This is a genomic window from Polynucleobacter sp. TUM22923, from assembly GCF_030295705.1.
Taxonomy (GTDB): domain Bacteria; phylum Pseudomonadota; class Gammaproteobacteria; order Burkholderiales; family Burkholderiaceae; genus Polynucleobacter.
This window is the reverse complement of sequence record NZ_AP027274.1, coordinates 865,742-885,437: the sequence shown is the minus strand read 5'-3', so window position 1 is coordinate 885,437 and position 19,696 is coordinate 865,742. Positions and strand designations below refer to the sequence as shown.

25 protein-coding genes and 1 pseudogene are annotated in these 19,696 nt (G+C 44.4%); 16 read left to right on the top strand and 10 right to left on the bottom strand.

Going from position 1 to position 19,696, the window contains the following annotated elements:
* The first annotated feature begins 62 nt into the window (after nt 1–62).
* From soxY to mnmH, 13 genes are read left to right on the top strand one after another with little or no spacing between them, the layout of a single operon-like run.
* A complete protein-coding gene (soxY, locus tag QUD86_RS04545; RefSeq protein ID WP_286298468.1) occupies nt 63–515 on the top strand; it encodes a thiosulfate oxidation carrier protein SoxY in 453 nt (150 codons plus the stop codon).
* A gap of 56 nt (nt 516–571) precedes the next feature.
* Nucleotides 572–880: a thiosulfate oxidation carrier complex protein SoxZ gene (gene soxZ, locus QUD86_RS04540; RefSeq protein ID WP_286298465.1), complete on the top strand. Its 309-nt coding sequence runs from the start codon at nt 572–574 to the stop codon at nt 878–880.
* A 20-nt stretch (nt 881–900) separates the two neighbouring features.
* Nucleotides 901–1,716 carry a sulfur oxidation c-type cytochrome SoxA gene (soxA, locus tag QUD86_RS04535; RefSeq protein WP_286298462.1) on the top strand — a complete coding sequence of 272 codons (816 nt, stop codon included), beginning with the start codon at nt 901–903 and terminating at the stop codon, nt 1,714–1,716.
* Nucleotides 1,717–1,750: 34 nt separating this feature from the next.
* On the top strand, nt 1,751–2,374 hold the full coding sequence (soxX, locus tag QUD86_RS04530; RefSeq protein WP_286298460.1) for a sulfur oxidation c-type cytochrome SoxX: 624 nt from the start codon (nt 1,751–1,753) through the stop codon (nt 2,372–2,374).
* A gap of 57 nt (nt 2,375–2,431) precedes the next feature.
* Nucleotides 2,432–4,162 (top strand): thiosulfohydrolase SoxB, encoded by a 1,731-nt coding sequence (gene soxB, locus QUD86_RS04525; RefSeq protein ID WP_286298458.1) that lies wholly within the window; start codon nt 2,432–2,434, stop codon nt 4,160–4,162.
* A 21-nt stretch (nt 4,163–4,183) separates the two neighbouring features.
* Complete coding sequence (locus tag QUD86_RS04520; RefSeq protein WP_286298456.1) at nt 4,184–4,621, top strand: DsrE family protein; 438 nt, start codon at nt 4,184–4,186, stop codon at nt 4,619–4,621.
* A 6-nt stretch (nt 4,622–4,627) separates the two neighbouring features.
* Entirely contained in the window at nt 4,628–5,581 is a 954-nt protein-coding gene (locus tag QUD86_RS04515) for an MBL fold metallo-hydrolase (protein ID WP_286298455.1), read from the top strand.
* Between the two features lie 58 nt (nt 5,582–5,639).
* Complete coding sequence (locus tag QUD86_RS04510) at nt 5,640–5,957, top strand: hypothetical protein (RefSeq protein ID WP_286298454.1); 318 nt, start codon at nt 5,640–5,642, stop codon at nt 5,955–5,957.
* Nucleotides 5,958–5,973: 16 nt separating this feature from the next.
* Complete coding sequence (locus QUD86_RS04505; protein ID WP_286298452.1) at nt 5,974–7,095, top strand: YeeE/YedE family protein; 1,122 nt, start codon at nt 5,974–5,976, stop codon at nt 7,093–7,095.
* Between the two features lie 44 nt (nt 7,096–7,139).
* Nucleotides 7,140–7,577, top strand: coding sequence for a YeeE/YedE family protein (locus QUD86_RS04500; protein WP_286298449.1), 438 nt, complete (start codon nt 7,140–7,142; stop codon nt 7,575–7,577).
* 2 nt (nt 7,578–7,579) lie between these two features.
* On the top strand, nt 7,580–8,017 hold the full coding sequence (locus tag QUD86_RS04495) for a DUF6691 family protein (RefSeq protein ID WP_286298447.1): 438 nt from the start codon (nt 7,580–7,582) through the stop codon (nt 8,015–8,017).
* 50 nt (nt 8,018–8,067) lie between these two features.
* On the top strand, nt 8,068–8,412 hold the full coding sequence (locus QUD86_RS04490; protein WP_286298446.1) for a protein tyrosine phosphatase family protein: 345 nt from the start codon (nt 8,068–8,070) through the stop codon (nt 8,410–8,412).
* Between the two features lie 27 nt (nt 8,413–8,439).
* Nucleotides 8,440–9,513 carry a tRNA 2-selenouridine(34) synthase MnmH gene (mnmH, locus tag QUD86_RS04485; RefSeq protein WP_286298445.1) on the top strand — a complete coding sequence of 358 codons (1,074 nt, stop codon included), beginning with the start codon at nt 8,440–8,442 and terminating at the stop codon, nt 9,511–9,513.
* On the opposite strand, the gene QUD86_RS04480 is transcribed toward mnmH, so the two are convergent.
* Complete coding sequence (locus tag QUD86_RS04480) at nt 9,510–10,688, bottom strand: acyl-CoA dehydrogenase (RefSeq protein WP_286298444.1); 1,179 nt, start codon at nt 10,686–10,688, stop codon at nt 9,510–9,512. The two genes, mnmH and QUD86_RS04480, sit on opposite strands and share 4 nt — an antisense overlap.
* 288 nt (nt 10,689–10,976) lie before the next feature.
* Here QUD86_RS04480 and QUD86_RS04475 point away from each other — a divergent pair, with 288 nt between their 5' ends.
* Nucleotides 10,977–12,584, top strand: a complete 1,608-nt coding sequence (locus tag QUD86_RS04475) for an ABC-F family ATPase (protein WP_286298443.1) — start codon at nt 10,977–10,979, stop codon at nt 12,582–12,584.
* 17 nt (nt 12,585–12,601) lie between these two features.
* Here QUD86_RS04475 and QUD86_RS04470 read toward each other — a convergent pair whose 3' ends face one another.
* From QUD86_RS04470 to QUD86_RS04435, 8 genes are all read right to left on the bottom strand, one after another.
* Nucleotides 12,602–12,859, bottom strand: coding sequence for a DUF1289 domain-containing protein (locus tag QUD86_RS04470; RefSeq protein WP_100378572.1), 258 nt, complete (start codon nt 12,857–12,859; stop codon nt 12,602–12,604).
* On the bottom strand, nt 12,856–14,028 hold the full coding sequence (locus tag QUD86_RS04465; RefSeq protein WP_286298442.1) for a GNAT family N-acetyltransferase: 1,173 nt from the start codon (nt 14,026–14,028) through the stop codon (nt 12,856–12,858). Before QUD86_RS04465 ends, QUD86_RS04470 begins: the two co-directional genes overlap by 4 nt.
* A gap of 12 nt (nt 14,029–14,040) precedes the next feature.
* Nucleotides 14,041–14,430 (bottom strand): lactoylglutathione lyase, encoded by a 390-nt coding sequence (gene gloA / locus QUD86_RS04460; protein WP_286298441.1) that lies wholly within the window; start codon nt 14,428–14,430, stop codon nt 14,041–14,043.
* Nucleotides 14,431–14,532: 102 nt separating this feature from the next.
* Nucleotides 14,533–15,327 carry a peptidylprolyl isomerase gene (locus tag QUD86_RS04455; RefSeq protein WP_286298438.1) on the bottom strand — a complete coding sequence of 265 codons (795 nt, stop codon included), beginning with the start codon at nt 15,325–15,327 and terminating at the stop codon, nt 14,533–14,535.
* Between the two features lie 99 nt (nt 15,328–15,426).
* Nucleotides 15,427–15,705: a BolA family protein gene (locus tag QUD86_RS04450; RefSeq protein ID WP_286298436.1), complete on the bottom strand. Its 279-nt coding sequence runs from the start codon at nt 15,703–15,705 to the stop codon at nt 15,427–15,429.
* On the bottom strand, nt 15,702–16,250 hold the full coding sequence (locus QUD86_RS04445; protein ID WP_286298435.1) for a septation protein A: 549 nt from the start codon (nt 16,248–16,250) through the stop codon (nt 15,702–15,704). The genes QUD86_RS04450 and QUD86_RS04445 overlap by 4 nt, the downstream gene beginning before the upstream one ends.
* Nucleotides 16,251–16,276: 26 nt before the next feature.
* Nucleotides 16,277–16,690, bottom strand: a complete 414-nt coding sequence (msrB, locus tag QUD86_RS04440) for a peptide-methionine (R)-S-oxide reductase MsrB (RefSeq protein ID WP_286298433.1) — start codon at nt 16,688–16,690, stop codon at nt 16,277–16,279.
* A 52-nt stretch (nt 16,691–16,742) separates the two neighbouring features.
* Nucleotides 16,743–18,209, bottom strand: coding sequence for a protein adenylyltransferase SelO (locus QUD86_RS04435; RefSeq protein ID WP_286298432.1), 1,467 nt, complete (start codon nt 18,207–18,209; stop codon nt 16,743–16,745).
* A gap of 53 nt (nt 18,210–18,262) precedes the next feature.
* Between QUD86_RS04435 and QUD86_RS04430 the strand changes: the two genes are divergently transcribed.
* On the top strand, nt 18,263–18,487 hold the full coding sequence (locus tag QUD86_RS04430) for a PaaI family thioesterase (protein WP_286298431.1): 225 nt from the start codon (nt 18,263–18,265) through the stop codon (nt 18,485–18,487).
* A 24-nt stretch (nt 18,488–18,511) separates the two neighbouring features.
* Nucleotides 18,512–18,745: a PaaI family thioesterase gene (locus QUD86_RS04425; RefSeq protein ID WP_353506541.1), complete on the top strand. Its 234-nt coding sequence runs from the start codon at nt 18,512–18,514 to the stop codon at nt 18,743–18,745.
* Between the two features lie 34 nt (nt 18,746–18,779).
* Here QUD86_RS04425 and QUD86_RS04420 read toward each other — a convergent pair.
* A pseudogene (locus tag QUD86_RS04420) lies at nt 18,780–19,637 on the bottom strand (NRDE family protein).
* Nucleotides 19,638–19,696: the final 59 nt, after the last annotated feature.

Genomic DNA, 19,696 nt, shown 5'->3' with positions numbered 1-19,696 from the left:
GCAAAATGGGCTTTATGTAGTTGTGGATCAGGATCAGGATCAAAATCATTAAAGGAGTTTTTATGAATCAGCAGCGTCGCAGTCTAATGAAGTATTCAGCAGTATTTGGTCTGATGGCCTCAACCGGCCTCATTAGCTTAGCCCAAGCTCAAGAGTGGAATAAAGCGGCTTTTGAGGGCAAGAGCTTAGATGATGTTTTTAAAATCTTAGGCGCATCTGGTGCAGATAAATCTGCTGCGGTTACTTTGGTGGCCCCTGATATTGCCGAGAATGGTGCTGTAGTGCCCGTGAGTATTAACACCACCTTAAAAGCAGAGCAAATGGCTATTCTGGTTGAAAAAAATCCAAGTGCTTTAGCTGCACAGTTTTTTATACCTGCTGGAACAGACGCATTCGTGACTACACGTATGAAGATGGGTCAGACTTCTAACGTCTATGCCTTAGTCAAGGCTGACGGCAAATGGAATATGGCTGTTAAAGAAGTCAAGGTAACGCTTGGTGGTTGCGGTGGCTAACACCATCTAAGTTGCTAATCATTCAATTAATTTATTTAGAGTAAAAGAGGAACCAAATGGCTGATCCAATGCGCGTAAGAGCTGCAGAAAACGGTGGCACTGTTGATGTAAAGATTTTGATGAAGCACGACATGGAGTCGGGGCAGCGCAAAGATGCTTCTGGTAAAACCATTCCAGCATGGTTTATTAGCACTATCACTGTGTCCGCAAATGGCAAGAATGTATTTGGCGGCCAATTTGGCCCAGCCGTTTCTAAAGACCCATTTTTGAACTTTAAGTACAAAGGTGCAAAAGGCGACAAGATTGTTGTTAACTGGGTTGATAGTAAGGGCGATAAGCGCACGGATGAAGCAACTGCTTCTTAATTGTTTTGAAAGGGTTGCTCATGCAACGTAAATTGACATTAGTGCCAGCATCTTGCTTGCTTGCAGCTTTATTATTAACGGCGAGTTCAGTTTGGGCGCAAAAAAGTGCTACAGACGATATTGCAAAATATCGCGAGATGATTGCAGATGGCAACCCTTCAGAGTTGTATGAGGCGGCTGGCGAAGAATTGTGGAAGAAGCCAGCTGGACCCAAAAATGCAACGCTTGAAAAGTGTGATCTAGGATTGGGTGCCGGCGTGGTTAAGGGTGCTGCTGCCCAGTTGCCACGATATTTTAAAGACACTAATAAGGTGCAAGATCTAGAATCTCGTCTGATGACCTGTATGCAGGTAATTCAGGGGCGTGATCCGCAGGAAATGATTGATGCTCCTTTTCAGAAGGGCCCCAAAAAAGACATGGAGGCCATTGTTGCTTACGTAGTTACTTTGTCTAAAGGTGACAAAATTAAAGTGAGCACCGCGCATCCTAAGGAAAAAGAAATGTATGACCTTGGTAAGCGTGCGTTCTTCTATCAAGGCGGTCCAATGGATTTCTCCTGCGCCTCTTGTCATGCCGAAACTGGGAAGCGCATTCGACTTCAAGATCTTCCCAATATTACCGAGCAAAAAGGAGCGGCTTTGGGTTGGGGTTATTGGCCTGCCTACCGCGTTTCGAGTGGACAATTCTGGACAATGCAGCAGCGTCTAAATGATTGCTTCCGTCAACAGCGTTTCCCATTCCCTATCTATGGGTCTGACGTTACCGTAGCTTTGTCTATGTACATGGCCAAGAATGCGAATGGCGGAACTGTCGAGACACCTGGTCTTAAGCGTTAATAGAGAGTTGATAAAGATTATGAAAATGTCCCATATGAAAAAAATCTTAGCCGCTACCGGCTTTATCTTGCTCTCTGGCTTAATAAACACTACTGCTCTTGCGCAACAAAAAAATGATCCCAAGTTTAATAAACTGATGCAGGATAGTTTCAGGGCTGAAGGTATTGCGGGTCTTGACCGCATTGTGCAAGATGAAACGCAAAAATTTTGCTCTGACCCTGTTTTTTCTAATAGCAAGCAAGGCGCAGCAATGCGTGAAAAAATCCAGAAGATCAATATGGCAACTATCAAGCAGCCTGCTGATGGAAAATATATTGGTGACTGGAAAAAAGGGGAAGCAACTGCTCAAAGTGGTCGCGGTGCAACTTGGTCTGATAAGGCTGACACTGTTGTTGGCGGTGGATGCTACAACTGCCACCAAATTGATCCTAAAGAAGTTTCCTATGGAAATATTGGCCCCTCTCTCACAGGCTATGGAAAATTACGCGGTTACTCGCAAGAGATCGTGACGTATACATGGAATCGAATTAATAATTCTAAGGCCTATAACGCTTGTAGCAATATGCCGCGTTTTGGTCACTTCAAACTCTTAAATGAGCAACAGATGCAAGATGTCATGGCTTTACTTCTTGACCCAGCCTCTCCAGTTAATCAATAAATCTCAGTAAACATCAAGAAAACAGGCCGAAAGGCCTGTTTTAACAAGGAAACTACTATGTCTCTCAATCGCCGTGAATTTTTACAGGCTCTTGCAATTGCATCAGCTGGTGGGATGAGTTTGCAGTCTAATTTCGCAATCGCGCAAAGTACGGCCAAAAATTTCTATGATTTACCAAAATTTGGTAATGTCCATTTTCTGCATTTCACGGATTGTCATGCGCAACTTCTTCCGATCTACTTTCGCGAGCCTAATGTCAATATTGGTATCGCATCACAAGAGGGGAAGACGCCGCACCTAGTTGGGCAATATTTTCTAAAAGCCAATGGCATTGCTCCAGGTACGCGCGATGCTCATGCATTCACCTATCTTGACTATGTAGCTGCATCACAAAATTACGGGAAGATGGGCGGCTTTGCTCACATGACCACGCTGATTAAGCAAATTAAAGCTAGTCGTCCAGGCGCACTGCTACTAGACGGGGGAGATACCTGGCAGGGCTCTGGCACCGCACTTTGGACTAATGGCCAGGATATGGTTGACGCGGCTTTAGCTATGGGTGTCGACGTCATGACTGCCCACTGGGAGATGACTCTAGGCGAAAAGCGAGTCATGGAAATTGTGGATGGCGACTTTAAGGGTAAGGTCTCTTTCATTGCGCAAAATATCAAAACAGCTGATTTTGGGGACTCTGTTTTTAACCCCTATGTCATGAAAGTTCAAAATGGGATTCAGGTGGCCATCATTGGTCAGGCTTTCCCGTATACGCCGATTGCAAACCCGCGCTACTTTACACCTGATTGGACCTATGGCATCCAAGAAGAGAACATGCAAAAAACCATTAATGAAGTAAAGGCAAAGGGTGCCAAAGTAGTGGTGTTGCTTTCTCACAATGGAATGGATGTCGATCTTAAAATGGCATCACGAGTTACAGGTTTAGATGCAATTATGGGCGGGCATACGCATGATGGAGTGCCTCTTCCCGTGAAAGTAAAAAATGCTAATGGCGTTACGCTCGTTACCAATGCGGGCTCCAATAGTAAGTTCTTAGGTGTTCTCGATTTTGATGTCAAAGGTGGCAAGCCAGTAGACTTCCGCTACAAACTATTTCCCATCTTTTCTAATTTGATCCCCGCTGATCCTGCAATGAATCAGCTCATTACAAAGATAAGAGCGCCTTACGAGGCCAAGCTTAATGAAAAGTTAGCAACAACCGATAGCTTGTTGTATCGCCGTGGGAACTTCAACGGTAGTTTTGATCAGCTAATCTTGGATGGCCTGATGGCTCAAAAGAATGCAGAGATTGCCTTCTCACCAGGCTTTCGTTGGGGAACAAGTTTGTTGCCAGGACAAGCCATTACTCGTGAGAATTTATTAGATCAAACTGCGATTACTTACCCCTATACAACGGTCACCAATATGACCGGGGAAACCATCAAGACGATCTTAGAAGATGTTGCGGATAACCTCTTTAATCCGGATCCTTATTATCAGCAGGGAGGTGATATGGTCCGCGTTGGTGGCATGCAGTACACAATCGACCCCAATCAAACTGCTGGTAAGCGGATATCAGATATGCGACTCAATGGTAAAGATATAGAGCCATCCAAAACGTATAAAGTTGCGGGTTGGGCGCCAGTAAGTGAAGAAGCTAAAAATGCCGGTGGTGAAGCTATCTGGGATGTGATGGAGCGTCACTTACGCGATATCAAGGTAGTTAAGGCCGTTAAATTAAACGAGCCTACTATCAAAGGTATTCGCAATAACCCAGGCATGGTTTCTCTATAAATATTAATAAAGGCATTAACTATGAAAACTCTTTTAAGATTATTACTGGTGATTGCATTGACTTTTGGATTGGGCGCTACTGTATTCGCTCAGGCTAGTAGCACTACTAAAGTGGTGTATCACATAGATGATGCTGAGTCTCAGGGATTAAAGGGGCTCCGTAATGTCCGCAATCATTTAGATACCGCTCCTACCACTACGATTATTGTGGTGACACACGCAAATGGTGTCGACCTTTTAATGGACGGTGCTAAGGATAAGAAAAATAATGTGGAATATGCCCCGTTAGTCGCTGCCTTGAAATCCCGTGGGGTTCGTTTTGAAGTATGCGAAATTACTTTAAAAAATCGCAATTTGAAAAAAGATCAATTTGTACTTGATGCGGATTTCACTCCATCTGGCGTGGTGCGTATTGCTGACATGCAATACAAAGATCACTACGCCTATATCAAGCCATAGACCCTCATGCTACTTCTTCAAGTCTGTAGTTTTTTTATTGCGGGCATACTTTTTTTTGCCCCTGCCATTGCGCAAGAAAATCTGCTAACCAGTGCAATTAATTTAAAGCCTATTCAAGTAGCGCCACATACTTATTTTGTTCAAGGTTTTGCAGAGCTAGGTAGCAGTAAAAACCAAAACTTTATTTCTAACGCCGGCTTTGTCGTTACCCCTAAGGGGGTAGTGGTGATTGATGCTTTGGGGTCGCCAACGCTAGCACTCAAATTAATTGGTGAAATTAAAAAGGTAACACATCAAAAGATCGTGGCAGTGATCGTCACTCACTACCATGCAGATCATGTTTATGGATTACAGGAATTTAAAAAAATTGGGGCAAAAATATACGCCCAAGGTGAGGGTAGAAGCTACCTTTCCTCCGAGACCGCCAAGCAACGATTAATCGCCTCTAGAGTTGACTTTGCTCCCTGGGTTAATGCCAGCACAAGGTTAACTCCCGCAGATACTTGGATTGATCAAACAATGAAGTTGACCATCGGTGGCGCCGATTTTTTAATCAGTAGAGTGGGGCCTGCCCACGCTCCTGAGGATCTCATTGTTTATGTTCCATCGGAAAAGGTCTTATTTGCCGGAGATTTAGTATTCCGAGGACGCATCCCCTTTGTGGGAAATGCCGATAGTCGGGGGTGGTTGGCTGCTTTAGATCAGATTGATCGGTCTGATCCCAGCATTGTTATCCCGGGTCATGGTGCCTATTCAAGCAATCCGGCAGCAGATATTGCTTTTACTAGAAATTACTTGAAGTATTTACGTGCGGTTATGACAAATGCCGCTGTCAATCTTGACCCATTTGAAGAGGCCTATCTGCAAGCTGATTGGTCAGAATATGATGGAATGCCCTTATTTAGGTTCGCCAACCGAATGAACGCCTACAACGTTTATCTCTCGATTCAGGCGGAATAGGGTATTTTTGCTATTTAGACCTTAAAATAGAGGATTACTTCTCAATCCTTGCTTTTTAATGGTTATTTCCTTATTTCGTTCATTCATTTTGCTGATATTTTGCGGGCTAATTAGCACGCTAGTGGTAGCTTCGCCTGATGTTGCGAATGGCAAGTTGATTGATCAACAAAAATGCTATGCATGCCATGCCAAAAAGGTGGGCTTTGGAAACGGCGACATGATTTACACCCGCAGTGACGGCAAGGTTAAAAATATCGCTCAATTAAAAGCGATGGTGGGATTGTGCAATACCGAGCTTCGTCTCGATTTATTTCCTGAAGATGAGGCGGATGTTGTCGCCTTTCTTAATAAGCAGTTTTATAAATTTAAACCTTAATTTCTTAGAATTTCATATGGACGCTGTAGATATCTCTTCAATTAGCAAATCTGTTTTGCTGGCAACTTTTGCCGTTACCTTCTTGCTTGGTGCGGTGATGCAAAAAACTGGATTTTGTAGCATGGGTGCCGTTTCAGACATATTCATTATGTCCAGCTGGGGTCGTCTCAGGCAATGGTTTCTGGCTATTGGGGTTGCAATTATTGGCTTCACCCTCATGTCTTTTTTGGGTCTGATTGACCCACTTAAAAGCATCTATACCAGTAGTAAGTTTTTATGGCTTTCAACTATCGTTGGTAGCACCTTATTTGGGTTTGGAATGGTTCTTGCTTCCGGTTGCGGCAGTAAAACATTGGTACGTATTGGTGGTGGTAACTTAAAGTCCATCATCGTCTTTTTAGTACTGGGGCTTACCGCCTACACGACTATGCGTGGGTTTTTAGGTGTACTGCGCGTTAACACCCTTGACTCTGTGTTTATTGCCCTTAGTACGCCCCAGGATCTTCCCAGCATACTGAGTGCCTTTACTGGTTTTGCACGTCCAGATTTGCATTTGCTATTGGGCTTAATGGTCGGCTTTGCTTTTGTTGCCTATGCATTAGCCAATAAGGTCTTTTGGACGGTTGAAAATATTCTTGCAGGCACATTAGTTGGTTTAGCTATTTGTGCTGTGTGGTGGATTTCAGGAAATCTAGGCTTTGTCGCTGAGGATCCCAACACGCTTGAAGAGGTATTTTTAGTAACTAATTCTGGTCGCATGGAAAGCCTTTCTTTTGTTGCACCTTATGCCTATTCTTTGGATTTATTAATGTTGTATAGCGATACTTCCAAGGTTCTAACAGTGGGAATTACCGCTGTGCTTGGAATGATTTCGGGTTCGGCATTGATTGCCTTCATGACCAAATCATTTCGGTGGGAGAGTTTTCGTGACGCAGAAGACACTGCCAATCATCTGGTAGGCGCTACATTGATGGGCTTTGGCGGTATTACAGCATTGGGTTGTACGGTTGGCCAGGGTTTGAGTGGAATCTCTACCTTAGCGCTCGGATCTTTTTTGGCGTTACCTGGTTTTATCTTCGGGGCCTACTTGGCTTTGCGCTATTTGCAGATTCGACTTGCGCCCAACCCTTGCACCTAAGCAAACTGTTATCTTTATAGCGCTACCTTCTCTAGGAGTTCATCATGCAAATTGATTGGTTAGCATTTACACCAGGCCCATCCTTTTTTGGGGGGATCTTATTGGGGCTTGCCGCTATTCTTTATGTGCTTTTACATGGCCGAGTTTTGGGTATTAGCGGCATTGTTTCTGGTTTATTTTCTCCAAAAGCGGGTGACTGGGCGTGGAGATTTACGTTGGTGGCGGGCATTCTGAGTGCTCCATTTTGGGGGGCGCTGTTGTTTAATGTACATGCCGCGCAAGAGATCGATGCGGGATGGGCTGCTCTTTTGCTAGCAGGATTGCTGGTGGGTTTTGGTGCTCAGTATGGCTCTGGCTGTACTAGCGGTCATGGTATCTGTGGAATATCACGTCTCTCGCCACGCTCATTAATAGCTACAGCGACATTTATGCTGGCTGGCTTTACTACCGTCTTTATCATCCGTCATCTATTGGGGTTATAAAAATGAGAAAACATTTTACTTTTTATAGTCAGTATTTCATTGGCGTTCTATTTGGCCTCGGATTATTGATATCCGGTATGAGTAATCCAGCAAAAATTTTGAATTTTTTAGACCTTGCAGGTAACTGGGATCCCTCTCTTTTATTTGTAATGGGCGGGGCAGTACTGGTTGGTCTTGGGGGCTTTTATGTGGCTTCCATAAAAAAGGAAGCTTTCTTCGGCGGTCAGTTTCATGTGCCAACTAGGCGCGACATCTCGAAACCGCTAATGATTGGCAGTCTCATTTTTGGGGTGGGGTGGGGTATTGCAGGCTTTTGCCCAGGACCTGCGATCGTTGCCATTGGGAGCGGTCAAATCAAAGCGCTGGTTTTTGTTGTCGCAATGCTTGCCGGTATGGCCATTTGCAATCGCTTCTTTACGGGCCATCGTTTAAGCGCCTGATTTAAAATAGTACTAATTGTTCTTTCACACACCAAATTTTGAGGTTTTAGATGAGTCTTCCTATTGCTTGTCACAGTGATTATTTTTCTACCCTTGGTCAAATTGATCCAAGCCACTTGGCGAAGATTGTGAGTCAGGGCTATAAAAGCGTGATCAATAATCGACCTGATTTTGAGGCTGGCCCTAGTCAGCCCACCAATGAATCTATCAAGGCACAAGCTGAAAATCTAGGATTGCATTACGCATTCTTGCCTGTTATTCCTGGTGCTTTTACACCTGAGCAAGTTATTGAAATGGCGCGTTTACTGAAAACAATGCCCGGTCCTATCTTAGCTTTTTGTCGGTCTGGGGCACGCTCTACAAATCTATATCACATGGCCTTACAAGTCCGCTAGTGTGTTGGTTTATTAAGAGGGCAATGTTTGCAACCTAGTAATCCGCACAAGCTTGGTATGGATGAGCTGTCAAGCAGTCTTAAACAGTTTGATGCCATTATCGATGTTCGTTCACCGGCAGAATTTGCGCTTGATCATATTCCTGGTGCAGTGAACTTTCCAGTACTCAATAACGAAGAGCGCATTCAGATTGGGACCTTGTACAAACAGGTTTCGCCTTTTGCCGCTAAAAAATTAGGTGCAGCATTAGTTTCCAAAAATATTGCGCGTCATTTAGAGGAATCTTTACTTGAGTTACCCAGAGAATGGCGTCCATTAATTTATTGCTGGCGTGGTGGCGAACGTAGTGGAGCCTTTACCCATATCTTGAATCGTATCGGTTGGAAAGCGATGCAGTTAGAAGACGGCTATCAAGGCTTTAGAAAAATAGTCATTGCCGGGTTAGAGCAAGCCGCAAAAGATTTTTCTTTTCAGGTCATTTGTGGCATGACTGGCAGTGGTAAGACTCGGGTTCTACAGGATTTACAGGAGCAGGGTGCTCAGATTTTAGATCTTGAGGGCTTAGCAATTCATCGTGGCTCTGTTCTTGGCAATGAGCCTGATGTTGACCAACCTTCTCAAAAGGGGTTTGAAACGCTATTGTGGAATGCACTCAATTCACTTGACTCATCCCAAGTAGTTTTTGTGGAGTCCGAGAGCAAGAAGGTGGGCGGCTTACATGTTCCCGATGCCTTAATGGAAACCATTCGTGCCGGTAACTGTATCGAGCTACGATCTGATACTGCAACTAGAGTGTCATGGTTATTGCGTGAGTACCATCATTTTGTATCTAACCCAGAGAGCTTTAAGCAAAAGCTTTCTTTACTCACATCACGTTACGGAAAATTAAAAATTGACCAATGGCACGATGCAATTGATCAAGACCAGTTTAGGGAATTAGTACAAGAATTGTTGGTGGCACATTACGACCCTTCATACCAATCCTCAATCGTGCGTAACTTTCCGAATTATCGTGAGGATAACTTTGTATTGCTTGAAAATGATAGCGATGAAGCGTTTGCCAAAGCAGCAAAGCACATCATCGCTCAGCTTACGATTTAACTAAACGCCTGTATACCGGTTTGAGCTCTACCTAAAATCAGCGCATGAATATCGTGAGTGCCCTCGTAGGTATTGACGACTTCAAGATTTAGCATATGACGTATCACGCCGTACTCATCAGAGATACCGTTACCACCATGCATATCTCGGGCTAGCCGGGCAATATCCAAAGATTTACCGCAAGAGTTGCGCTTCATGATCGAGGTAATTTCTGGTGAGGCGATGCCTTCATCTTTCATACGCCCAAGACGCAGACATCCTTGCAATCCAAGGGCAATCTCTGTTTGCATATCCGCAAGCTTTTTTTGAATTAACTGATTCGCTGCTAATGGCCTTCCAAATTGCTTGCGGTCCATGGTGTATTGGCGCGCGGCATACCAGCACCACTCGGCGGCACCCAGCGTCCCCCAGGCAATTCCATAGCGAGCTGAATTTAAGCAAGTAAAGGGCCCTTTAAGACCGGTAATTTCAGGGAATTCGTTTTCATCTGGAACAAAGACTTCGTCCATTACGATTTCGCCAGTAATGGAGGCACGTAAACCCATTTTTCCGCTGATTTTTGGAGCGGACAGGCCCTTCATGCCTTTTTCCAAGATGTAGCCTCTAATCAAGCCCTCATCGTTTTTAGCCCAAACCACAAATATATCGGCAATGGGTGAATTGGAGATCCACATCTTCGATCCCGTTAAAGAGAATCCACCGGGAACCTTCTTGGCCCTGGTGATCATTCCGCCAGCGTCTGAGCCATAGTTTGGCTCGGTAAGTCCAAAACACCCAATCGACTCACCGGTGGCTAATTTAGGTAAATATTTTTCTTTTTGCGCTTTGCTGCCAAATTCATTAATGGGCACCATTACAAGAGAGGATTGCACACTCATCATGGAGCGATATCCTGAATCAACTCGCTCAATTTCTCGGGCAATTAAGCCGTAGGAGACATAGTTCAAATTGGCTCCACCGTACTCCTCAGGAATAGTGATGCCTAAGAGGCCAAGTTCGCCCATTTCACGAAAAATGGCGGGGTCAGTGGTTTCATTACGAAAGGCATCATGAATCCGGGGCATGAGGCGACCTTGAGCATATTCCGCTGCAGCATCACGAATCATGCGCTCTTCTTCGGTTAACTGGGTATCCAGAAGTAGGGGGTCGGCCCAGTTAAAACTTGCTTTACTCATCTTGTGTTCCTTGGTGCAGGGTCATTTCTATGGGTAATAGAGTTAGTAAATTAACCTATCGATCTCTACATTATCCTTTTTTCCTTTAAATAATTCTGACCTTGAATATCTTGGATTTTTATCGCTTGGATTTTAGGTTTTAGTGACTATTTTTGATGTCTATCGCGATTTGGAGGTCACAATTAGCCAAATTACAACATTTAGCTTCTGAACCCGTTAAAATATTGGTCTTCGATGCAAAATCCGCATCCGCATATGTATTCCATTATTAGAAAGTAAGACCCAGCCGTGCTATCCGCATCCAACATCACTATGCAGTTTGGGGCAAAACCCCTGTTTGAGAACATTTCCGTTAAATTTGGCGGTGGCAATCGTTATGGTTTGATTGGTGCAAACGGTTGCGGCAAGTCTACTTTTATGAAAATCCTCGGTGGTGAGTTAGAGCCTAGTAGTGGCAACGTTAGTTTGGATCCCGGAATTCGTTTGGGTAAGTTGCGTCAAGATCAATTTGCTTATGAAGATCAGCGAGTACTCGATGTCGTCATGATGGGTCATGAGGAGATGTGGAAAGCTGCAGCTGAACGAGATGCTATTTACGCAAATCCAGACGCGAGTGACGAAGACTATATGAAGGCCGCCGAACTTGAGGGGAATTATGCGGAGTATGGTGGTTATACGGCTGAGGCTAAAGCGGGTGAGCTGCTGTTAGGTATTGGCATTCCGATTGAACAGCACGACGGTCTGATGGCTAACGTAGCACCCGGCTGGAAGTTGCGTGTTTTATTGGCTCAAGCGCTATTTTCAGATCCAGATGTCTTATTACTTGATGAGCCAACCAATAACTTGGACATTCACTCCATTCATTGGCTTGAAGATATTCTCAATCAGATCAAAAGTACGATCGTCATTATTTCCCATGATCGCCACTTCTTAAATGAAGTTTGTACACATATGGCTGATATGGACTTTGGAACTTTAAAAGTCTACCCAGGTAATTATGACTCTTACATGCTTGCTTCCGTTCAGGCACGTGCGCAACAGCTGAGCACCAATGACAAGGCCAAAGAAAAGATTGCTGAATTACAGGCATTTGTAAGTCGATTCTCTGCCAACGCCTCTAAAGCGCGTCAAGCTACTTCACGTCAAAAACAACTAGAGAAAATTGAGATTACGGAGATTAAGCCATCCTCCCGTCAGAATCCGTTTATTCGCTTTGACTCAGAGAAAAAGCTTCACAATATGGCCGTTGAATGTAATGCCCTCAGTAAGGCTTACGACCGTTCTATTTTTAAGAACTTTAAGATTGCTATTCGCGCGGGTGAGAAGGTAGCTATCATCGGCCAAAACGGCGCTGGTAAAACCACTCTTTTAAAGACCATCTTAAGTAAGCGCTTTAGCGGTATTCCAGCCGATAGCGGAGATGTAAAGTGGGCTGAGAATGCTAATGTAGGCGTCATGCCGCAAGACAACACCGAACTGTTTGCCAAAGAAGAAATTCTGATGGACTGGATGAATGAGTGGCGCAACACTGGCGATGATGATCAAGTGATTCGCGGTACATTGGGTCGATTATTGTTTTCTGGGGACGATATCAGTAAGTCCGTCAAGGTTCTCTCAGGTGGAGAAAAGGGACGCATGATCTGGGGCAAGCTCATGCTTCAAAAGCATAACGTGCTTGCAATGGATGAGCCAACCAACCATATGGATATGGAATCTATTGAGAGCTTACAAATTGCCTTAGAAAAATACGAAGGTACTTTGGTTTTTGTTTCTCACGATCGTGAATTTGTTTCTGCTCTAGCTAACCGAATTTTAGAAGTAAAGATGGATGGCACTATTGCTGATTACTCTGGCACTTACGAAGAGTACCTCAGAAGCCAAGCCTTGGCTGGCTAAGGCTGATTAAGGCCTACTTAAGGCTGATTCTTTGCCTGTCGCTGGAATCGCATTGCAGTACCTTCCGTACGAATGCGTTTCCAGACCACATCCTTGTCTTCCTGACTCAAGAATACCCAGTTGCTGACTTCCGCAAGTGTACGTCCGCAACCTTGGCAAATTTCATCATAAAGCGTTGTACACACTCCTATGCAGGGAGTGTCAGACGAATCGTCGCCAACGCCTAGTGAATTAGCGCTATCTAGGCTGGAATTTGGACTTTGATTTGAATTCATAGAAGTACTTTAGTCGATTTCAGGGGATGGTGCTCTTCAAGCTCATTTACATAGGCAGCAATGCCTTGTTGCTCTCTTTCTAAAAATCGCTGAACCGCTAGAGAAAATTGAGGATCAGCTAACCAGTGTGCCGATTGAATCGTGCTCGGGATAAATCCTCTAGCCATCTTATGCTCACCTTGAGCGCCTCCCTCGAAAGTCTGTATGCCCTGATCAATGCAGAATTCGATCGCTTGGTAGTAGGCCACTTCAAAATGAAGGCAAGGAATGTGCTCCAGTGCACCCCAATATCTGCCGTACGCTTTAGATGCCCCTTTATCCACAATCAGTAAAGACGCTGCAATAGGAACTCCGTCACGAATAGCAGTAATAAGATGCAGATTTTCAGGCATGCTGAGTGCCAAGGCCTGAAAAAACGCTAGATTGAGATAGGGTTTTGAGCGATGTTCTAAATACGTATTTTCGTAACAGCGATAAAAAAATTCCCAATCATGGGATGTACTTTCTACTCCTGGGATGTGACGATACTCAATGCCCATACCTCCAACTTGAGCACGCTCTCGACGAATATTCTTACGTCGCTTCATGGTCAGGTGCGATAAAAATTCTTCAAAATTTTTGTATTGGGCGTTATGCCAGTGAAACTGAACAGAGTCCCGTAGCATGAATCCTTGCTCTTGGATCTTCGGTAACTCACTTAGATCGGGGAAGAGGATATGTGCTGAAGAAAATTGATTTTGAGTTACTAAAGTCTTGAGGGTTTCAAGAAGAGCTTGCTGTAATTGACCGCTTTCACTTTCTTTTCCAACAAGACATCTTGTACCTCGAACCGGGGTAAATGGAATAGCGCACAGGGCTTTTGGGTAGTAGCTCAAACCATGTTGAGCATAGGCCTCAGCCCAGGCCCAATCAAATACAAACTCTCCGTAGGAATGGCTCTTTAGGTAGAGCGGCATCGCTGCTATTAAGCGAGACTGCTTGTCTTCAATTAAGATGTGAGCAACTTGCCAACCGGTATCCTCGCCAACGCACCCGCAACTCTCAAGAGCCTTTAGAAACTCATACTTTAAAAATGGGCCAGAATCTTCTCCAAGCAAGCCATTCCATTGCAAAGCAGAAACATCTGCAAGACTGTTGGCAATACGAGGTTTGAATGCTTCTAAGTTCAATCGAGGTACGTACTATCTATGCTCAATTAATTCAATTTTGTAGCCATCGGGATCCATCACAAACGCAATAACAGTATCGCCACCCATCACAGGACCAGCCTCTCTCGTTACATTGCCACCGGAGGCCTTGATCTTTTCACAGGCATCGTATGCATTAGGAACGCTTATGGCGATATGACCGTAAGCAGTGCCTAGGTCATAAGATTCAACGCCATAGTTGTAGGTCAACTCTAGCTCGGATTGGCCATCAATATTGCCTTTACCAAAGCCCACAAAGGCTAGTGAGTAGTGTTGCTCTGGGCGATCAGTAGTCCTGAGTAAATTCATCCCCAGTATTTCGGTGTAGAAGTTGATTGAGCGATTGATATTGCTTACTCGGAGCATTGTGTGAAGAATCATCATATTTTTAATATAAAGCTAAACCCGATTTGTTGTCAGTTAAGAAAAAACCCAGAGTTGTGGTCTGGGTTTTCCAAGGCGATTTAAATTACTACTATTAAAGATTTATTGTATTTTGGCCTTGGCGCGTAGCTTTTGCATTAGCTCAGAAAACTTCGCTTTTTGCCAATTCTGGTCAGCGGTGATCATCTGTTTTAGCTGATCTTTAATTTCTTCCATGCTGGGAGCCTGAACATCACGAACATCATCAACCTTAATAACATGCCAGCCATACTGGGTCTTGACAGGCTTATCGGTAATTTGACCTTTTTTAAGTTGGGCCATTGCTTTTGAAAACTCTGGCACTAACGCCTTCTCACTGACCCATCCTAGGTCACCACCATTTGGAGCCGATCCTGGGTCTTTAGACTTCTCTTTAGCTATTTGAGCGAAATTACCGCCTGCCTTCAATTGGGCAGTTATGGCTTTTGCATCCGCCTCTTTTTCAACCAAGATATGTTCTACGTGATACTCCTTGCCAGCGTACTGTCCTTTCACCTGCTCATAAGCAGATTTCAATTCAGCGTCTGCAACACCTTCTTTTTCGACGTAATCTTGGAAAACAGCGGCAATTAGCACGCCCATCTTGGCTTGCTCTAGCTGGTCTCTAACAGATTCTTTTTGCGTAACACCCCGGTTACTCGCCTCTTGAAGAATGAGTTCGCGGGTTACTAGCATCTCTCTTGCTTGATCACGTACTTGCGGGTTATCAGGCTGGCTCGACTTTTGCACCAACTTGTCTAGCTGAGATTTAGGGATGGACTTGCCATTTACGATGGCAGCATTTTGGGCTATCGCATTACTAGAAAGTAAAAACAAAAACAGTGTGCTGATAGTGGATAACTTGCGTGTATTGAACATAAGTAGAGAAGTGATGATTAAAGTAAAGGTTAATCGAAAATGAATAAAGGTAAATCTGAAGTTAAAACTACAGGCAGCTCAGTAGTAGTCATAATCCTACTAGGCTTCGCTTGGGGTTAAGGCATTGATGGAAAGCGCATGAATTTCATGAGGAAAGTACCGATTTAAAGCGGCATAGACTGCGCGATGGCGTTTGACTTGGTTAAGGCCCTCAAATTCTGGTGCAACAATCCGAACTTTGAAGTGACCGCCGCCACTAGCTGCACCAGCATGTCCTGCGTGTAGGTGGCTTTCATCCTCAATCGCTAATTGCGAAAGCTGGAAGGCGCCCCTTAAATCTATTTCAAAAAGCTTGATACGTTCTTGATTGATGCTCATTCTGCAGGTTGCTCCATATGCCGACTTAACCAAATACCTTGAATAATGACAAATATAACTAGCAAGCCAGTGCTACCAAAAAGCTTGAAATTAACCCAAGTTTCTTCTGTGTACTCAAAAGCAATATATAAATTAAGGGCGCCCATGAAAAGAAAAAATGCAGACCAGGCTAGATTCACTTTTTGCCATACCGATTTGGATGAGGATGCTTTTAATGTAACTTGCTTGCCCATCAACACCTGTATCCAGTTTTTCTGGAAAAACTGAGCACTAATAAATAGGGTAGCTGCAAATAGCCAATAAAGGGCCGTTGGCTTAAGCTGTATAAAAGTTTTATCGTGCAAAAAGATAGTAAGGCTACCAAAAACCAAGATCATCACCAAGCTGACCCATTGCATAGCATCAATCTTGCGGTGACGATAGTAGACCCATAAAATTTGACCAATAGTCGCTACCATTGCCACGATTGTGGCGGTATAGATATCACCAAATTTAAAGGCAATAAAGAAGAGAATAATGGGGAATAAATCGAATAAAAATTTCATTTGCTCATTATCCTGATATTTTGGAACTATTCAGCTTTGGAGTCGGCAGCATTGTCTGAGGGCTCAAAACTTAATGATGCCGAGTTAATGCAATAGCGCAACCCTGATGGGTGAGGGCCATCCTCAAAAACATGACCTAAATGTGCGTCACACTCCGTGCACCTGACTTCAGTACGAATCATGCCGTGAGTCATATCCTTAATTTCAGTAATGGCGGAACTTTCCTCTGGAGAGCTGTAGCTTGGCCATCCGCAGCCTGCATCAAACTTACTAGTTGATCGAAAAAGGGGGGTGTTACAACAGACGCAGCTATAGCGACCATCGATCCAGTGATCCCAATACTTTCCCGTAAATGGACGCTCAGTTGCGGCTTCACGTGTCACTCGATATTCAATATCACTTAATTGCTGTTTATATTCTTGATCTGTTTTTTTGGTCATCGCGTTGTTAGATTTAGGTTGGATTTGGGTTGTATCAAAAAAATGATGGATATTAAGAAGAGCAGCTTATAGCCATTTTTTGTAAATCGAGAGGCGGTGCGTTTGCGTAACGCTCGTACTCAGTTTGCTCATCATATGGATGACTCAATACCTTGAGTAAGGTTGTAATCTCAGTAAAGTTATCTTGCTGCGCTTTTTCTATTGCAGTTTGCGCCAAGTAATTTCTAAGAATAAATTTTGGATTGATGCTGTTCATTGCCTGATGCCGATCTGAATCGGCAATGTTTTCAGTTTGCAGTCTAGCGAGATATTCACTAAACCATTGGTCGATCTGCTCTCTGTCGATAAAGCTATCTCGCTGTGTGATATCGATGAGATCACTGCGTTGATTGACCTGGGCAAGGCTACGAAAGAAGTTCGTAAAATCAACTTTAGATTGATTCATCGCTTGTAGCAAACGCTCAATAAGAGCAATGTCTTCAGGTAACTCTTGAGTTAGTCCAAGTTTGCGCCTAAATAAATGCTGCCATTCTTGGGCATAAATCTTGGGGAAGGACTCAAGAGCAGATCGTAAAAGTTCCTGAGATTCTTCTGCGGAGTAGGTTAACTCTAGCAGGGGAAGCATTGCACTAGCCAAGCATGCCATATTCCAGTGCATCACTTGTGGTTGTCGATGGTAAGCATACCGACCGCTGTGATCGCTATGGTTACAAACATGGTCAATTTCAAATTGATCTAAAAAGCCAAATGGGCCATAGTCAATCGTTAAGCCAAGCACACTAATATTGTCTGTATTTAAAACGCCATGGCAAAAACCAACGGATTGCCACTGGGCAACTAGCGTTGCATTTTTAGATGCTATGGAGATAAATAATTGTAGATACGGATTCTTAGACTCCAGACATTCAGGGTAAAAGCGGTCTATGAGTAAGTCGGCCAATGCTTTTAGTCGTGCGGTATCTTGTAATGAAGCATAGTGCTCAAAATGGCCAACCCGAATGAAGCTAGGAGCAATTCTGGCACACACTGCCGCAGTCTCAATCGTCTCTCGCCTCACGGCTTGCTTTGAACCCACAATCGATAATGCACGGCTCGTTGGAACACCTAGCGCATGCATTGCTTCGCTACAAAGAAACTCTCGTATAGAAGATCGAAGAACGGCGCGTCCATCTCCCATGCGCGAGTAATGCGTTTTTCCGGCACCCTTGAGCTGCAGTTCAAGCCCTTGAATGTCGCCCAGTAAGATAGCTCGTCCATCACCTAGTTGCCCAGCCCAAACACCAAATTGATGACCGCTATAAGCCGTTGAAATGGGGTCTATAAATTCAATGCCATTGGCTTTTAAAGAATTGCCTGCTAGGACATCGAGCCACTGCGGATCGCTTGGCAAACCACTATTGTTAATGGATAGACCTAACAGTTGAGCCGCCTCTTCAGAGAACGCGACCCAGTGCGGATTGGGGATGGGAGTAGGGATGGTGGGCTGACAGACATCGCCGCCGCGCAAAATAAAGGACATTACCTATTTTATGAGGAATTTACTATCGCCGCAGAAGCATTTAATATAGCGATATGACTAATAAAGTACAAAATAATGCAGCTACTCAGCTTGCCCACCTAGGCGAGGAACTCAACGTTCCTTTCTTAAAATTACTGGGCGTACGCTGCCTCAGTGCTGAAATGGGAAAAGGCGAGATCTTGTTAGCATTAAAGCCAGAGCATACCAATACCTGGGATGTGGCTCATGGCGGGGTTTTATTAACCTTGATGGATGTTGCTATGGCAGTGGCTGCCTGATCTGCCGATCCTGGTGATCGCAGTGTGGTCACCATCGAGATGAAGAATAACTTTATGCAGGCGGCAACGGGCATTTTGAGAGTCAAAGCAGACACCGTTCGCACTACCGCTACGATGGCATTTTGTGAGGCAAAGCTCTATAACGATCAAGGTGAAATTTGCTGCATGTCTACAGGCACATTTAAGTTTTTAAAGCGCCTAGCGAGTAAAAATGCAGATGGTGAAAGAGTTATAAACGACGACTTACGTCAACAGTAAATCCTATCAGGGGTTAAAGGGCGGAGTAGCTCGATCAGACAGACAAGTTAGGGTCTTCAGCTTTTGCCAACGTTCCCGCAATCACCTCATGACCGATGGTGCCGCTTGCGTCAAAACGGCGCTCTACTATCTCAAAATGGCCATCTTTGCGAACTCGCAAAATAGTGCTTGCACGCGTTCCATAAGATGGCGTCTGAATAAAAGCGGCTGAGAGCGCCTTCTCCCAGTCTGTACTGACACCCGTATTCGGTAACTCTTGCGTATTTGCCTCGCGAGTATCCGCAAGTAATTGTAAGTAGCGTTCTGCATTTTTAAGTTTGCCATCATCCATCGCTACGGCTTGAGCAAAAGCAGCCACGCGGTGGTTTACTTTTGGCCAGGGCGTGTCGAGCATTGCATTGGATAAGCCATATATTCCGGCCTCTAAGGCCTGCTCAGGAAATACTTTTCTAGGCCGAATACTTGCCCCCATCATCAGTCGGTTACTAACCCAATGCATTTCTGCATTTGCTGGATCGCTTAAATCTGCCATCAATAAGTTAAAGCCGTTGTAGAGATGAAATCGTTTGGCATTTTCTTGAACGTAGTCTTGTGGTTTGTTGTTTCCGGCAAGATACTACACAGGCAGTTCGCCACGGGTTCTAGCATCTGGATTCTTTTCACTGGGGGCTCTTACATTGGTTAAGGCAGCAAATCGACCTGTTTTAGTAAAGCCCAACCAAGTACCGGGGCTCCCAATCACATCAGCCTTATCTCGCCCCGCCAGCATTTGTGGATGCTCAGGCCACCAAGCCATGGGCTCGGTATCACGAGCATAAAATTCATCTCGATTTGCCGCTACTACTAACGGATAGTCAGGGTGTGATTTCCAGGCAAAAAGTATGAGGCACATAGAATAATAAGAAAAATGGGGCTGAGAACTAAAAACTAAGAACTAAGAACTAAGAACTA

Bases quoted from the DNA above. Each gene is read 5' to 3' on its own strand.
- QUD86_RS04495 (WP_286298447.1), top strand. From the start codon at position 7,580: ATGAGAAAACATTTTACTTTTTATAGTCAGTATTTCATTGGCGTTCTA.
- QUD86_RS04510 (WP_286298454.1), top strand. From the start codon at position 5,640: ATGGTTATTTCCTTATTTCGTTCATTCATTTTGCTGATATTTTGCGGG.
- QUD86_RS04470 (WP_100378572.1), bottom strand. From the start codon at position 12,859: ATGAATTCAAATCAAAGTCCAAATTCCAGCCTAGATAGCGCTAATTCA.
- soxZ (WP_286298465.1), top strand. From the start codon at position 572: ATGGCTGATCCAATGCGCGTAAGAGCTGCAGAAAACGGTGGCACTGTT.
- soxA (WP_286298462.1), top strand. From the start codon at position 901: ATGCAACGTAAATTGACATTAGTGCCAGCATCTTGCTTGCTTGCAGCT.
- QUD86_RS04500 (WP_286298449.1), top strand. From the start codon at position 7,140: ATGCAAATTGATTGGTTAGCATTTACACCAGGCCCATCCTTTTTTGGG.
- QUD86_RS04450 (WP_286298436.1), bottom strand. From the start codon at position 15,705: ATGAGCATCAATCAAGAACGTATCAAGCTTTTTGAAATAGATTTAAGG.
- QUD86_RS04480 (WP_286298444.1), bottom strand. From the start codon at position 10,688: ATGAGTAAAGCAAGTTTTAACTGGGCCGACCCCCTACTTCTGGATACC.
- QUD86_RS04490 (WP_286298446.1), top strand. From the start codon at position 8,068: ATGAGTCTTCCTATTGCTTGTCACAGTGATTATTTTTCTACCCTTGGT.
- gloA (WP_286298441.1), bottom strand. From the start codon at position 14,430: ATGATGATTCTTCACACAATGCTCCGAGTAAGCAATATCAATCGCTCA.
- QUD86_RS04435 (WP_286298432.1), bottom strand. From the start codon at position 18,209: ATGTCCTTTATTTTGCGCGGCGGCGATGTCTGTCAGCCCACCATCCCT.
- QUD86_RS04505 (WP_286298452.1), top strand. From the start codon at position 5,974: ATGGACGCTGTAGATATCTCTTCAATTAGCAAATCTGTTTTGCTGGCA.
- soxY (WP_286298468.1), top strand. From the start codon at position 63: ATGAATCAGCAGCGTCGCAGTCTAATGAAGTATTCAGCAGTATTTGGT.
- msrB (WP_286298433.1), bottom strand. From the start codon at position 16,690: ATGACCAAAAAAACAGATCAAGAATATAAACAGCAATTAAGTGATATT.
- QUD86_RS04455 (WP_286298438.1), bottom strand. From the start codon at position 15,327: ATGTTCAATACACGCAAGTTATCCACTATCAGCACACTGTTTTTGTTT.
- QUD86_RS04520 (WP_286298456.1), top strand. From the start codon at position 4,184: ATGAAAACTCTTTTAAGATTATTACTGGTGATTGCATTGACTTTTGGA.
- QUD86_RS04515 (WP_286298455.1), top strand. From the start codon at position 4,628: ATGCTACTTCTTCAAGTCTGTAGTTTTTTTATTGCGGGCATACTTTTT.
- QUD86_RS04445 (WP_286298435.1), bottom strand. From the start codon at position 16,250: ATGAAATTTTTATTCGATTTATTCCCCATTATTCTCTTCTTTATTGCC.
- soxB (WP_286298458.1), top strand. From the start codon at position 2,432: ATGTCTCTCAATCGCCGTGAATTTTTACAGGCTCTTGCAATTGCATCA.
- soxX (WP_286298460.1), top strand. From the start codon at position 1,751: ATGAAAAAAATCTTAGCCGCTACCGGCTTTATCTTGCTCTCTGGCTTA.
- QUD86_RS04430 (WP_286298431.1), top strand. From the start codon at position 18,263: ATGACTAATAAAGTACAAAATAATGCAGCTACTCAGCTTGCCCACCTA.